Below are 13,316 nucleotides of genomic sequence, written 5' to 3'. Positions count from 1 at the left end.
CCATACAGGTGGCGAATGGTTCAGGCGGCCTTGTAGGCGGCGATCAGCTGCTCCACCGCCGCCCCGTACCGCCCGGTGAGCGAGAGATGGTCCGCGTCGGCGAAGGGCTTCGCCACCGCTACCGTGATGCCGGTCCCCACCTTCTGCTGGACGATCAGCCGCGCCTTGGCGACGAGCGCCCGGCCGGTCTCGTCGGCACCCGCCTTCCCGGCGACGGCCGCGGCCACCGCGAGCGCGTGCAGGGTCACCATGCCACCCTCAGGCACCTTGGCCAGCGTCGTCAGACCCCAGCCGTACGGGAACTGCGGGTCGTACGCCGTGTCGCCGACGTTGATCGGCAGCTGGGCCTCGGACTTGGGCCAGGTGACCGGGAGTTGGCCGGTGAACGGCCGCTTGCCGTAGAGCACGTCGGCCACCCCGTCGCCCTCGGTGCCCGGCAGCCAGGAGGCGACCAGGCCGTCGATCTCGCCGAGCCGGTCGCCGATCAGCTGCGGGCGCCCGGACACGATCAGCACCGCGCACCTCATGGCCGCGCACACCTTGTCCACGGCGGCCTTGTCGGCGGCGGAGAGCTGCAGATCGTGCCCGTTGCCGACATCACCGACGCCCTCCGCGTACGGAGTCTCGCCGACGACGACCACGCCGACGTCATGGCCGGCCGTGGGCGCGGAGGCGTCCTTGGAGTAGGTGACGTCTCCGTCCTTCCGCATCCCGTCGAGGATGGTCGTGCCCTGGGTGTGCGTGCCGGAGGCGCCCTGCCAGGTGACGGTCCAGCCGCCGGTCTGGTTGCCGAGGTCGTCTGCGTTGGACCCGGCGACGTACACCTTCTGGCCCTTCTTCAGCGGGAGCACTCCCCCGCTGTTCTTCAGCAGCACCTGCGACTCGGCGGCCGCCTGCCGGGCGACGGCCCGGTGCCCGCCGGAACCGATCCGCGCGGCGCCGCTCGTGTCGGCGTACGGCTTCTCGAAGAGCCCGAGCCGGAACTTCTGCGTGAGGATGCGGGATACGGCGTCGTCGATCCGCTGCTCGCTGACACGACCGGCCTTCACCTGGTCGACGAGCGTCGTACGGAAGTCCTTGTAGCTGTACGGCACCATCATCATGTCGACTCCGGCGTTGACGGCCGTGCTGACATGGGCCGGGTAGTCGCCGGGCAGCTGGTTGATGGCGTCCCAGTCGCTGATGACGAAGCCGTCGAAGCCCATCCGGCCCTTGAGCACTCCGTTGATCATGTCGGCGCGGGCGTGCATCTTCACCGGGCCCTGTCCGTCGCCGAGGATGTCCAGCGAGGAGTACGAGGGCATGACCGAGCCGATGCCCCGGTCGACGGCCGTCCGGTACGGCGCCAGGTGGATGGCCTCCAGCTGCTGCCGGGTGACCTTGGTGACGCCCTGGTCGATGGTGTACGTGCCGGTGGTGGAGGAGCCGTACTCGGTGCCGCCGTCGCCGACGAAGTGCTTGGCGGTGGCGAGGACCTTGTCGTTGTCCTTCAACTCCCGCCCGTCCGCGGGGCCTTGGAGGCCCTGGATGACCGTCTCCATGGACTGGACGAGGGCCGGGTCCTCGCCGAAGGACTCGTAGGAGCGGCCCCAGCGTTCGTCGCGGGAGACGCAGAGACAGGGGGCGAAGTCCCAGGGGATGCCGGTGGCGCGGACCTCGGAGGCCGTCACCGCGCCCGCCCTCCGGGCGAGCCCGGGATCTCTCGTCGCCCCGATGCCGATGTTGTGCGGCATGATCGTGGCGCCGACCAGGTTGTTGTGGCCGTGCACCGCGTCGACGCCGTAGATCAGGGGGATCTGGAACCGCGTTGCCTGTGCCCGGAGTTGATAGCCGTCGATCATCTTCGCCCAGGCCTCGGGCGTGTTGGGCGTGGGGGTGGAGCCGCCGCCGGAGAGGAGTGAGCCGAGGGCGTAGGTCGCGATGTCGCCGCCGTTCCCGACGGCTCCGCGCTCGGCCTGGGTCATCTGGCCGGCCTTCTCCTCCAGGGACATACGGGAGACGAGGTCGGCGACGCGCTTCTTCACCGGCAGCTTGCTGTCGAGGTACGGCAGTCCGTTGGCGTCGACGACGACCTGCGGGGGCTCGACCGGGGCCTTGGCGCCCGTGACGGTCAGCTTGAGCGGGATCGTCTCGGCGGGCTCGGCGGCCTTGTCGCGCAGGGTCGGCACATGGATGGTCCGCGTCGCGCCGGGGGCCGTGCCTGCGGGGAAGGTGAGGGTTCCGGTGACGGGCGTGTAGTCCTTGCCGGGGTCCGCGGTGCCGTCGGTGGTCTCGTACGCGACGGTCACCGGGGCGTCGATCGGAGCGGAGCCGGTGGTGGCGACGGTGACCTTGACGGCGGCCGTCCCGCCCTCCTCGACCGGATAGACGGCGGCGTCGGTCGTGACGTTCGCCCGCAGGGCTTGGTCGGCCTTGCCGTACAACTCGACGTCGTCCATGGCGAATTGACTCTTGACGCCGACGGGGAGGGTGACGGCGTAGCCCCACATCTGCGTCAGCCCGAGGACGTGGTCGATGCCGCCGACGGGCTGGTAGTCCGTGCGGTATGCGAAGTCGGTGAAGGGGATCTCGACCTGTTTCCAGCCGGTCCAGTCGTCGGTGAAGGAGGTCGTCCAGAGCTCGGAGGCCTCGCCGTTCGCGCCGCCGTCCTTGATCTCGAAGGCGGTCTTCCTGCCGGTGTTCTGTCCGTCCCACCAGAACCGGATGCCCTTGTGGGCGGACCAGTCGTGGGCGGGTTCGTTCGCGGCGAAGTCGTGGGTGAAGCCGCCGTAGCCGCTGATGTCGTAGGTGCCGGTGAGGACCTTCGCCCCCTCGGGCGCGTCGGGCCGGTCGGCGAGCTGGAGTTGGGGCGGATCGTCGCTGTCGCTGCCCCACGTGAAGATGCCGTCGGCGGGCTGGGCGGCGAAGGGGACCTCGCCCTCGAAGCGGTCGACGGGGACGGGGGCCGGATCCTCGGCCGCTCGGGCCGAGGACAGTGGCAGCGCGGCGGCGAGGAGGGCCGCGGAGACGAGCACCGCGGTTCTCGGCGAGACGAGCAGAGCGGTTCTTGGCATAGACCATCCCTCGACTCTCGTGCTTCACTCATGACTTAGATCACGCCGTGAGTTAACTAACGGCCCACACACCCGTCAAGACGTCACGTCAGACATTCCGGGAGGGCGACACAGCATGAGGAGAACCACCCGCACGGTCCGGCTGCTGCTGGCCGGACTCCTCTCCACGGCCGGCTTCACCGCGGCCACGGCCCCCGCACACGCCGCCGGTGAGCAGGTCACGGCCTGGCTCACCACCACCGACGACTCCGCCGGACGCCATGTGACGCGCGGCCTCCAGGCCCAGACACCGTTCGCCTTCCAGTCCGGCACCGGTGGTGGCGGCGAGAACATCACCGTCGACGAGAACACCCGCTACCAGACGTTCACCGGCGGCGGTGCGTCCTTCACGGACACCGCGGCCTGGCTGATGAACAGCAGCGGGGCGCTGTCGCAGGCGACCCGGGACGCGACCATGCGGAAGCTGTTCTCGCCGACGGACGGCATCGGGCTGTCGTTCCTGCGCAATCCGATGGGCGCCTCGGACCTGGCGCGGTACGGGTACACGTACGACGACGTGCCGGCCGGGCAGACGGACACGTCACTGTCACAGTTCTCGATCGCCCACGACCTCGCGGACGTCGTACCGCTGACCAAGCAGGCGCTCCAGCTCAACCCGTCTCTCACGGTGCTGGCCTCACCGTGGACCGCGCCCGCCTGGATGAAGGACAGCGGGCAGCTCAACGGCGGCTGGCTGAAGGCGGAGGACTACGGGGCGTACGCCTCGTACTTCGTCAAGTACCTTCAGGCGTACCGGGATCAGGGCGTGAACGTCTCATATGTGACCCCGCAGAACGAGCCGACCTGCTGTTCCGGCTACCCGTCGATGAGCTGGAACGCGAGCGGGCTGGCGTACTTCCTGAAGAACGAGCTGCTGCCGAAGCTCCAGTCGGCCGGCCTGTCCACCAAGGTCCTCGCACACGACTGGAACTGGGACGTCTACGACTCCTACGCGGCGCAGTCGGTCGACGACCCGGCGATCCGCAACCACCCCAACTTCGGCGGGATCGCCTGGCACGGCTACGGCGGCGACGTCACCAAGCAGACGTCCGTGCACAACCAGTACCCCTCGCTGGACGCCTTCGGCACCGAGCACTCGGGCGGCACCTGGATCGCCGACCAACAGCGCGAGGACATGAACAACATCATCGACTACACCCGCAACTGGGCGAAGTCGGTGACCAAGTGGTCGCTGGCCGTGGACCAGAACATGGGCCCGCACAACGGGGGTTGCGGCACCTGCACCGGCCTGATCACCGTGCACAACGGCGACGGGGCGAGCGGGACGGTCGACTACACGGTCGAGTACTACACGATGGGCCACCTGACGAAGTTCGTACGGCCGGGCGCCCAGCGCATCGCCTCCACGGCCTCGGCTGCCGTGCCGAACGTCGCGTGGCGCAACCCGGACGGCTCGAAGGCGCTGATCGCCTACAACGACGCTTCGTCGGCGAAGACGGTGACCATCGACTGGGGCTCGCAGCACGCGACTTACTCCCTCCCCGGCAGGACGTCGGCGACGTTCACGTGGTCGGGGACGCAGTCGGGCGCGGGCGGGCAGTCGGGAGCCTTCGTCGGGTTGGCGGGCAAGTGCCTTGACGTGGCGGGCGGTTCGAGCACGAACGGTACGGCGGTTCAGCTCTACGACTGCAACGGATCCACCGCCCAGCAGTGGACCACGCAGATGGACGGCACGGTGCGGGCGCTCGGGAAGTGCCTCGACGTGACGTCGGGTTCGACGGCGGACGGGGCGAAGGTGCAGTTGTACGACTGCAACGCGACCGGTGCACAGCAGTGGTCGTACAACTCCTCGACCGGTGACGTCGTGAACACGGCCGCGAACAAGTGCCTGGACGTCACCGACAACTCGTCGGTCAACGGGGCGCGGGCGCAGATCTGGTCGTGCACGGGGGCTGCCAACCAGAAGTGGCATTTGCAGTAGCGAGTTGCCGGACGGGCTGGATTTGGCTCAGCCAATCTCAGCCCGTCCGGCGTTCGAGGACGAGGCCCCTTAAGGGCCGAACGGGGGTCTGGGGGCGGAGCCCCCAGGCACTCCGACGCCGGGTGACTACTCCGCCGGCTCGACCCCCGCCCGCAGCAGACCGTACGTGTACGCATCCTCCAGCGCCTGCCACGACGCCGCGATGACGTTCTCCGCCACGCCCACCGTGGACCACTCGCCCGCGCCGTCGGACGTGGAGATCAGGACGCGGGTCGTGGACTGCGTGCCGTGGACGCCTTCCAGGATGCGGACCTTGTAGTCGACGAGTTCGAGCTTGGCGAGCTGGGGGTAGATCTTTTCGAGCGCCACGCGCAGGGCGCGGTCGAGGGCGTTGACCGGGCCGTTGCCCTCCGCGGTGGCGACGATGCGCTCGCCCTTGGCGTAGAGCTTGACCGTGGCCTCGTTGGCGTGGGTGCCGTCGGGGCGGTCCTCGACGATGGCACGCCAGGACTCCACCTCGAAGTACTTCAACGGCCTGCCCTCGACCTCGGAGCGCAGCAGCAGCTCGAAGCTCGCGTCCGCGGCCTCGTACGTGTAGCCCTTGAGCTCGCGCTCCTTCACCCGCTCGACGACCCGGCCGACCAGCTCGCGGTCACCGCCCAGGTCGACGCCGAGCTCCTTGCCCTTGAGCTCGATCGAGGCGCGGCCCGCCATGTCGGAGACCAGCATCCGCATCGTGTTGCCGACCAGCTCGGGGTCGATGTGCTGGTACAGGTCCGGGTCGACCTTGATGGCCGAGGCATGCAGGCCCGCCTTGTGCGCGAAGGCCGAGACGCCGACGTACGGCTGGTGCGTGGAGGGGGTGAGGTTGACCACCTCGGCGATGGCGTGCGAGATACGGGTCATCTCGCGCAGCGCGCCCTCGGGGAGGACCTGCTTGCCGTACTTCAGCTCCAGGGCCGCCACGACCGGGAACAGGTTGGCGTTGCCGACGCGCTCGCCGTAGCCGTTCGCCGTGCACTGGACGTGGGTCGCGCCCGCGTCGACGGCGGCGAGGGTGTTGGCGACGGCGCAGCCCGTGTCGTCCTGGGCATGGATGCCGAGCCGGGCGCCGGTGTCCGCGAGGACCGTCGCCACGACCGCCTGGACCTGGGCGGGGAGCATGCCGCCGTTGGTGTCGCAGAGGATGACGACGGAGGCTCCGGCCTCGGCGGCGGCCCGTACGACGGCCTTCGCGTACTCCGGGTTCGCGCGGTAGCCGTCGAAGAAGTGCTCGCAGTCGACGAACACCCGGCGGCCCTGCGACCGGAGGTGGGAGACGGTGTCCCGGACCATCTCCAGGTTCTCGTCCAGCGTCGTGCGCAGGGCGAGTTCCACATGCCGGTCGTGGGACTTGGCGACCAGCGTGATGACCTCGGCGCCCGAGTCCAGGAGCGCCTTGACCTGCGGGTCCTCCGAGGCCTTCCCACCGGCCCGGCGGGTGGCGCCGAAGGCCACGAGCTGGGCGTGCTTGAAGTCGATCTCCTGCTGGGCGCGGGCGAAGAACTCGGTGTCCCGCGGGTTGGCGCCGGGCCAGCCGCCCTCGATGAAGCCCACGCCGAAGTCGTCCAGGTGCCGTGCGATGGCCAGCTTGTCCGCGACGGTGAGGTTGATGCCCTCGCGCTGCGCGCCGTCGCGCAGGGTCGTGTCGAAGACGTGGAACGAATCGTCGAGCTCGCTGGTGTCGGTCATGGTGTCAAGGCTCCTGTGTCGGATCACAGATCCCGTTGGATCGCGGTCTGTCTGTACCGGAATGACCGGCTCCACCGTCCCCCAATGATCCCTCGCGCTTTGCTCCCGGCTGAAGGTGGGCCAGAAAAGCGAAAAACCCCTCGCGGGTGCGAGAGGTCTGCGCGCGGGTCGAGGACGACGGTGTCCGCCCGTACCTGGTCGTACGTGGCGGTCACTGCGGACCGGCGCGCCTGCTGCCAATAATCATGGCGAACGAGAGCACGGGGGCAGTCTGGCACAACCCACCCCCGCGCTCACCGTCCGTCTCAGGATGCGAACACTGTGCTGATCACCGCAGGCGCCCTACGAAGATGTCGGCGACCCCGAGTGCCGCTGTTCCCCCGGACCCGGGTTCAGTCGTCCGCGAGGAGGCTCTCGTCCAGGAACTCCCTTACGTGGCCGAGAACTTGCCCCCGGTCCGTCCCCCGCAGCCCGATCGCCACATGGATGGAGAAGCCGTCGAGCAGCGCCCGCAGCCGGGCCGCGAAACGGTCCGGGTCGACGCGGCGGAACTCGCCCCGCGACGCTCCCTCCGCGATCAGCGCCACCAGGTCGCGGTGCCAGACGCCCTCGATGGCGGCCTGCCGGTCGCGGGCGGCCGATTCGGCGGCAGCGTTCTGCGAGCGGTTCCAGACCTCCAGCCAGAGGGTCCAGTGCGGGTCGCGGTGGCCGTCGGGGACATACAGGTCGACGTAGGCGTCGAGCCGCTCGCGGGCCGTGCCGCCGCGCGCCAGCAGCCGTCCGCGCTCGGCGCCCAGCCGGCCCTCGCTCCACTCCAGGGCCTGCAGCAGCAGTTCGTCCTTGGAGCGGAAGTAGTAGAGCAGGTGCCCGCTGCTCATGCCGACCTCGCGGCCGAGCGCGGCCATGGTGAGCTTCTCCAGGCCGCGTTCGGCGATCATGCCCATGGCGGCGGCGAGGACCTGCTCGCGCGGCGGGGCCGGGGTGCGGCGGGGGGTGCTCATGGGGCGGCCACTCTTACGGCGTCGGGGAGGAAGTGGGTCTCGTACGACCCGTAGCACTCGGAGAACAGGGTCGCCACCTCGGCGCCGCACCCCGGGCACACCTGGTTCGGCCCCTCCTGCCCGGGCGCACCGCAGCACCCGATCTCCTGGACGGCGGGGTTGGGCGCCAGGAATCCGCGGGCGTCCTCGGGGTGGACCACCAGGGTGTTGCGCGGCCCCGCGGAGATCAGGCAGCCCGGTCCGTCGGGGTCGCTGATGATGACGCCGGGCATGGCGGGCCCCAACCACTCCGGGTCCGGATGGGGCACGAGCGGGGCCCCGCTCGGCTCGGGGTCGACCGCGCAGGCGCCCCGCGGCACGGTCGACGGAGCGTGCCGCGAGCCGTCGGCGTTCTTCAGCCCGTCGTACTCGGGGCGTTCGGGCAGCTCGGGCAGCAGGCGCAGCGGCTCGCTGAGGCTGCGGCCGCAGGCCGCGCAGACCAGGACGTTCACCCGTATGTTCTACCCGACTCCGCTACCCGACGCGGGCCGTCACCGGACCCGCGGCTGCTGCTGCGTGATGCAGTGGATCCCGCCGCCGCCCGCGAAGATCGTCCGAGCGTCCACGAGGGTGACCGTCCGCTCCGGGAAGAGCCGGCGGAAGATCCCGGCGGCGATCTCGTCACGCGGGTCGTCGAAGCCGCACAGCACCACGCCGCCGTTGCAGAGGTAGTGATTGATGTAGGAGTAGTCGGCCCAGTGGCCGTCGGCCTCCAGGACGGTCGGGGCGGGCACCTCGACGACCTCCAGGCGGCGGCCGCGGGCGTCCGTCTGTGCCTTGAGCAGCCCGATGACCTCCTTCGTCACCTCGTGGTCGGGGTGTGCCGGATCGGGCTGGGAGTGCGCGACCACGACGCCGGGGCGTGCGAACGCGGCGACGATGTCGACATGGCCGAGGGTGCCGAAGCCGTTGGGGGTCCCCCCACGCCCTTTAGGCAGTGGGGGAGGGTAGTCGCCGGTGAGGCCGCGCGGCAGCCAGATCGCCTTGCTGGTGCCGAGGTGGGCGTGGATCTCGGCCTCGACCTGCTCCTTCGTCCACTCCGGGTTGCGCTCGGGGCCGAGCTGGACCGTCTCGGTCAGCAGCACCGTCCCCTCACCGTCGACATGGATCGCACCGCCTTCGTTGACGAGCTTCGAGGCGTACGTCCGCGCACCAGCGAGGTCCGAGACATACGCGGCGATCTTCGCGTCACGCTCCCAGCGGGCCCACCCCTGTGCGCCCCAGCCGTTGAACGTCCAGTCCACGGCGGCGAGTTCACGCCCGTTCGTGAGGAACGTGGGGCCGATGTCCCGCATCCACGCGTCGTCGAGCTCCCGCTCGACCATGTCGATGTCCGGCCCCAGCAGCGCCCGCGCGTCCACCGACTGCCCCGGTCCGCACACCACCGTCACCGGCTCGAAGCGGCGGATCGTACGGGCGACCGACGCCCAGGCGGCGCGGGAGGCGGCGAGGTCGTCCGGGTCGGCGAAGGTCGGGTTCGGTCCCGGCCACGCCATCCAGGTGCGCTCGTGCGGGGTCCATTCGGCGGGCATACGGAAGCCGTCGGCGGCAGCAGACATCACAGGTCCTCAGAGGAAGTAGAGGCGGTTGAGGGAGACGGATTCGGCGGGCTCCGAGCGGATCGGTTCGCCGTCGAGCGTGACCAGACCGGTCCGCTGGTCGACATCCACCGCTCCGGTACGGGAGTTGAGGCGCAGGTCGGCGGGCCCGATGCCACGGGTGCCGCGCACGGCGACCCGCCGTCGCCGGGTCGGCATGGTGTCATTGCCCTGGTCGAGGGCGGCCCGGGCGACGAAGGCCACCGAGATCTCGGCGGGCGTCGCGCCGTGCGCCCCGAACTGCGGTCCCAGGACGAGGGGTTCGCAGGTGTCGGTGGCCGCGTTCGGGTCGCCGACCACGCCGTACGCCGGGAAGCCGGATTTCAGCACCAGCTGCGGCTTGGCGCCGAAGTACTCCGGCCGCCACAGCACGATGTCGGCCAGCTTGCCGACCTCGATCGAGCCGACCTCGTGCGAGAGCCCGTGCGCGATGGCCGGGTTGATGGTCAGCTTGGCCAGGTAGCGCAGGACGCGCTCGTTGTCATGGTCGTCCGGGGCGCCGAACTCGGCCTTCATCTTCCCGGCCATGGCGAAGGTACGGCGGACCGTCTCACCGGCCCGCCCCATGCCCTGCGCATCCGACGAGGTGATGCCGATCGCGCCCAGGTCGTGCAGCACATCCTCGGCGCCCATGGTCCCGGCGCGGATGCGGTCGCGGGCCATGGCGGCGTCGCCCGGCAGGTCGGTCTTCAGATCGTGGACGGAGACGATCATGCCGTAGTGCTCCGCGACGGCGTCCCGCCCGAAGGGCAGGGTCGGGTTGGTGGACGACCCGATGACGTTGGCGACTCCCGCCATTTTCAGGACGTTCGGCACATGGCCGCCCCCGCACCCCTCGATGTGGAAGGCGTGGATGGTGCGTCCTTCCAGCACCCGCAGCGTGTCCTCGACCGAGAGACATTCATTCAACCCGTCGCTGTGCAGGGCGACTTGGACATCGTGCTCCTCCGCGACCCGCAACGCCGTATCCAGCGCCCGTGTGTGGGCGCCCATGTCCTCGTGGACCTTGAAGCCGCAGGCACCGCCCTCGGCGAGGGCCTCGACCAGCGGAGCCCGGTGCGAGGACGAACCCCGGCCCAGGAAGCCGATGTTGACCGGCCAGGCGTCGAAGGCGTCGAACGCATGCCGCAGCGCCCACGGCGAGTTGACCCCGACCCCCCACACCGGCCCGAACTCCTGCCCGATGATCGTGGTCACACCGGACGCCAGCGAGGCCTCCATGATCCGCGGCGACAGCAGATGGACATGCGTGTCGACGGCGCCTGCGGTGGCGATGAGCCCCTCGCCGGAGACGATCGACGTACCGGTGCCGACGACCACGTCCACCCCGTCGAGGGTGTCCGGGTTCCCGGCCCGTCCAATGGCGCAGATCCGCCCCTCCCGGATGCCGATGGAAACCTTCCGGATCCCCTGAACGGCATCGATCACCACCACATTGCTGATGACGACGTCACAGGTCTCCCGGACGGCGGCGGCCTTGAGGTGCAGCCCGTCCCGGGCGGTCTTGCCGAAGCCGGCGAGGAACTCGTCGCCGTACTGCTGGGAGTCGGACTCGACACGGACGGTCAGCCCGGAGTCGCCGAGCCGGACACGGTCGCCGGCGCGGGGCCCGTGAGTGGCGGCGTACGCATAAGGATCGATGCTCGCGTAGGAATCGTTGCTCATCGGTCTGCTCCCAGATATCCGCAGGCGGCGGCCCTGCGCAGGGCCTCTTCCTTCGCCCCCGGCGCGTCCAGCGCCCCGTCGACGAGCCCCGCGAACCCGATCGCGACCCGCTCGCCCCCGATCGGCACCAACCCGATCTCGACGCTCTCCCCCGGCCCGAACCGCACCGACGACCCGGCGGGCACGGCGAGCCGCATCCCGTAGGCCTCCTCCCGTACGAAGTCCAGGCGCGGGTTGGCCTCGAAGAAGTGGAAGTGGGAGGTGACGGAGACGGGCACGGTGGCGGTGTTGGTGACCGTCAGCCGTACGACCGCCTCGGGGTCGGCGTGCACGGGCCCCGGCAGCAGCGCACCGGGCGCCCGCTCCCCCAGCGCACCCCCGCCGATCGGATCACTCACCACCGCGAGCCGTGAACCGTCGTCGAAGACGGCCTCGACGTGCACCTCGGTGACGACGTCCGCGACGCCGGGCAGCACATCGGCCGGACCGAGGACGGACCGGGCGCGCTCGATGGCCTCGGCGAGCCGGGCGCCGTCGCGGGCGGCCTCGCAGACGGTGTCCGCGATGAGCGCGGTGGCCTCCGGCACGTTGAGCCGTAGGCCGCGGGCCCGGCGGGCGCGGGCCAGCTCGGCGGCTCCGAAGAGCAGCAGCCGGTCGCGTTCGGTGGGAGTCAGCCGCATGTCATTCCCTTCACTTAGAACGCTACTCTAACCACTGAATCTGCTAATAGAAAGCCTTGACGCCTCCGACGACATGACTCACATTGAGTGACGTTCTAAACGCTGCGCAAACGCGAGGGAGATCAGCCATGCCGATGGAACAGCGCGGAGTCGACACCATCCCCGACGAGGAACGCACCAGCGGGCCGAGCGACCTGGTGTCGATCCTGCTCGGCTCCAACCTCTGCCTGGGCGTGATCATCTTCGGCTGGCTGCCGCCGTCGTTCGGGCTGGACTGGTGGTCCTCGGTGAGCTCGATCGTGGTCGGCACGGTGCTGGGGACGCTGCTCACGGCCCCCCTCGCCCTGATCTCGCTCCGCACGGCGACCAACCTCTCGACCTCCTCCGGCGCCCAGTTCGGCGTGCGGGGCCGGCTGGTCGGCTCGGTCGTCGGCCTCCTGCTGGCCCTCGGCTACACCGCGCTGACCGTGTGGATCGGCGGCGATGTGATGGTGAGCGTGCTGGGCCGCCTGTTCGGGCTGCCGGCGAGCGGGATGTCGTACGGCGTCGTCTACGGACTGCTCGCGGCGGCGACGGTCGCGGGCGCGGTGTACGGCTACCGCGTGCTCCTCACGATGTCCCGGGTCCTGGCGATCGGCATGACGGCGCTGCTGATGCTGGGCGTGATCGCGTACGCGCCGCACTTCACGACTGCCGCGCTCCCGGGGACCGGCGGTTATCTGCTGGGCGGCTTCTGGCCGACGTGGTTCCTGGCGACGGTGGCGGCAGGTCTGTCGGGCCCGATCGCCTTCATCACCCTCCTCGGCGACTACACCCGCTACATCTCCCCGGCCCGCCATGCCTCCCGCCGGGTCCTGCACGCGACCTGGCTCGGCCTGATCGCTGGTCTGCTCGTCCCCCAGCTCTTCGGCACCTTCACGGCGTACGCGGCCCGGGCGGCGCTCGACTACGCGGGCCCGCTGGTGTCCGCGTCCCCCACCTGGTACCTGGTCCCGCTCCTGCTGGCGGCATCCGCGGGCTCGGTCGGCAACGCGGGCCTGATGCTCTATTCCATGGGCCTCGACCTGGACGCCATCCTGCCGCGCGCCTCCCGGGCACGAGCCACCTGCACGGTCGCCGTCGTCGCCACGGTCTGCGTCTTCGCGGGCCACTACGCCTGGGACGCGCAGTCCGCGATGACGTCCTTCGTGCTTCTCCTGACGGCCATCGGCACGCCGTGGGCGGTCATCACCCTGATCGGCTTCGCGCGTTGCCGCGGGGTGTACGACGCGGATGCACTGCAGGTGTTCAACCGCCGGTCGCGGGGCGGCATTTACTGGTACACCGCGGGCTGGAACATCCCGGCGACGGTGTCCTGGGCGGTGGGGGCAGGGGTAGGCCTGCTCGCCGTGTCCCTGCCCTCGTACGAGGGCCCGCTGCTGTCACTGACGGGCGGGGTGGACTGCAGCTTCGTGCTGTCGGGGCTGGTGGGGGGTGCGACGTACTTGTTGCTGCAGCCAAGGGCCCTGTCGGGGCCGGGGTCAGCCATCCCAGCCCGTCCGGCGCTTGAGGACGAGGCCGTTCAGGCC

9 protein-coding genes are annotated in these 13,316 nt (G+C 70.2%); 2 read left to right on the top strand and 7 right to left on the bottom strand.

Translation table 11 applies throughout. The features are described 5' to 3' along the window. Positions 1-20: 20 nt before the first annotated feature. Complete coding sequence (locus P2Q00_RS30755; protein ID WP_275776524.1) at positions 21-3,053, bottom strand: glycoside hydrolase family 3 protein; 3,033 nt, start codon at positions 3,051-3,053, stop codon at positions 21-23. Between the two features lie 115 nt (positions 3,054-3,168). Here P2Q00_RS30755 and P2Q00_RS30750 point away from each other — a divergent pair, with 115 nt between their 5' ends. Then, positions 3,169-5,034, top strand: coding sequence for a ricin-type beta-trefoil lectin domain protein (locus P2Q00_RS30750; protein ID WP_275776523.1), 1,866 nt, complete (start codon positions 3,169-3,171; stop codon positions 5,032-5,034). 126 nt (positions 5,035-5,160) lie between these two features. Here the strand turns inward: P2Q00_RS30750 and cimA are convergent, their stop codons facing one another. From cimA to ureA, 6 genes are all read right to left on the bottom strand, one after another. Beyond that, complete coding sequence (gene cimA / locus P2Q00_RS30745) at positions 5,161-6,765, bottom strand: citramalate synthase (protein ID WP_275776522.1); 1,605 nt, start codon at positions 6,763-6,765, stop codon at positions 5,161-5,163. A 392-nt stretch (positions 6,766-7,157) separates the two neighbouring features. After that, positions 7,158-7,766, bottom strand: coding sequence for a TetR/AcrR family transcriptional regulator (locus tag P2Q00_RS30740; RefSeq protein ID WP_275776521.1), 609 nt, complete (start codon positions 7,764-7,766; stop codon positions 7,158-7,160). Next, positions 7,763-8,257 carry a hypothetical protein gene (locus P2Q00_RS30735; RefSeq protein ID WP_275776520.1) on the bottom strand — a complete coding sequence of 165 codons (495 nt, stop codon included), beginning with the start codon at positions 8,255-8,257 and terminating at the stop codon, positions 7,763-7,765. The genes P2Q00_RS30740 and P2Q00_RS30735 overlap by 4 nt, the downstream gene beginning before the upstream one ends. Positions 8,258-8,296: 39 nt before the next feature. Then, complete coding sequence (locus P2Q00_RS30730) at positions 8,297-9,364, bottom strand: agmatine deiminase family protein (RefSeq protein ID WP_275776519.1); 1,068 nt, start codon at positions 9,362-9,364, stop codon at positions 8,297-8,299. A 9-nt stretch (positions 9,365-9,373) separates the two neighbouring features. Beyond that, positions 9,374-11,068, bottom strand: coding sequence for an urease subunit alpha (locus P2Q00_RS30725; protein ID WP_275776517.1), 1,695 nt, complete (start codon positions 11,066-11,068; stop codon positions 9,374-9,376). Beyond that, entirely contained in the window at positions 11,065-11,748 is a 684-nt protein-coding gene (gene ureA, locus P2Q00_RS30720) for an urease subunit gamma (protein WP_275776515.1), read from the bottom strand. Before ureA ends, P2Q00_RS30725 begins: the two co-directional genes overlap by 4 nt. Positions 11,749-11,876: 128 nt before the next feature. Between ureA and P2Q00_RS30715 the strand changes: the two genes are divergently transcribed. Next, positions 11,877-13,316: cytosine permease (locus P2Q00_RS30715; protein WP_275776514.1), on the top strand; the 1,440-nt coding region annotated here is incomplete at its 3' end.

Origin of the sequence: Streptomyces coacervatus (assembly GCF_029223485.1) — a bacterium.
Classification (GTDB): Bacteria; Actinomycetota; Actinomycetes; order Streptomycetales; family Streptomycetaceae; genus Streptomyces; species Streptomyces coacervatus.
Note: the sequence above shows the minus strand (reverse complement) of the source record. Positions and strands in the feature narration are given on the sequence as shown.

Bases quoted from the DNA above. Each gene is read 5' to 3' on its own strand.
- P2Q00_RS30750 (WP_275776523.1), top strand. From the start codon at position 3,169: ATGAGGAGAACCACCCGCACGGTCCGGCTGCTGCTGGCCGGACTCCTC.
- cimA (WP_275776522.1), bottom strand. From the start codon at position 6,765: ATGACCGACACCAGCGAGCTCGACGATTCGTTCCACGTCTTCGACACG.
- P2Q00_RS30755 (WP_275776524.1), bottom strand. From the start codon at position 3,053: ATGCCAAGAACCGCTCTGCTCGTCTCGCCGAGAACCGCGGTGCTCGTC.
- P2Q00_RS30740 (WP_275776521.1), bottom strand. From the start codon at position 7,766: ATGAGCACCCCCCGCCGCACCCCGGCCCCGCCGCGCGAGCAGGTCCTC.
- P2Q00_RS30725 (WP_275776517.1), bottom strand. From the start codon at position 11,068: ATGAGCAACGATTCCTACGCGAGCATCGATCCTTATGCGTACGCCGCC.
- ureA (WP_275776515.1), bottom strand. From the start codon at position 11,748: ATGCGGCTGACTCCCACCGAACGCGACCGGCTGCTGCTCTTCGGAGCC.
- P2Q00_RS30730 (WP_275776519.1), bottom strand. From the start codon at position 9,364: ATGTCTGCTGCCGCCGACGGCTTCCGTATGCCCGCCGAATGGACCCCG.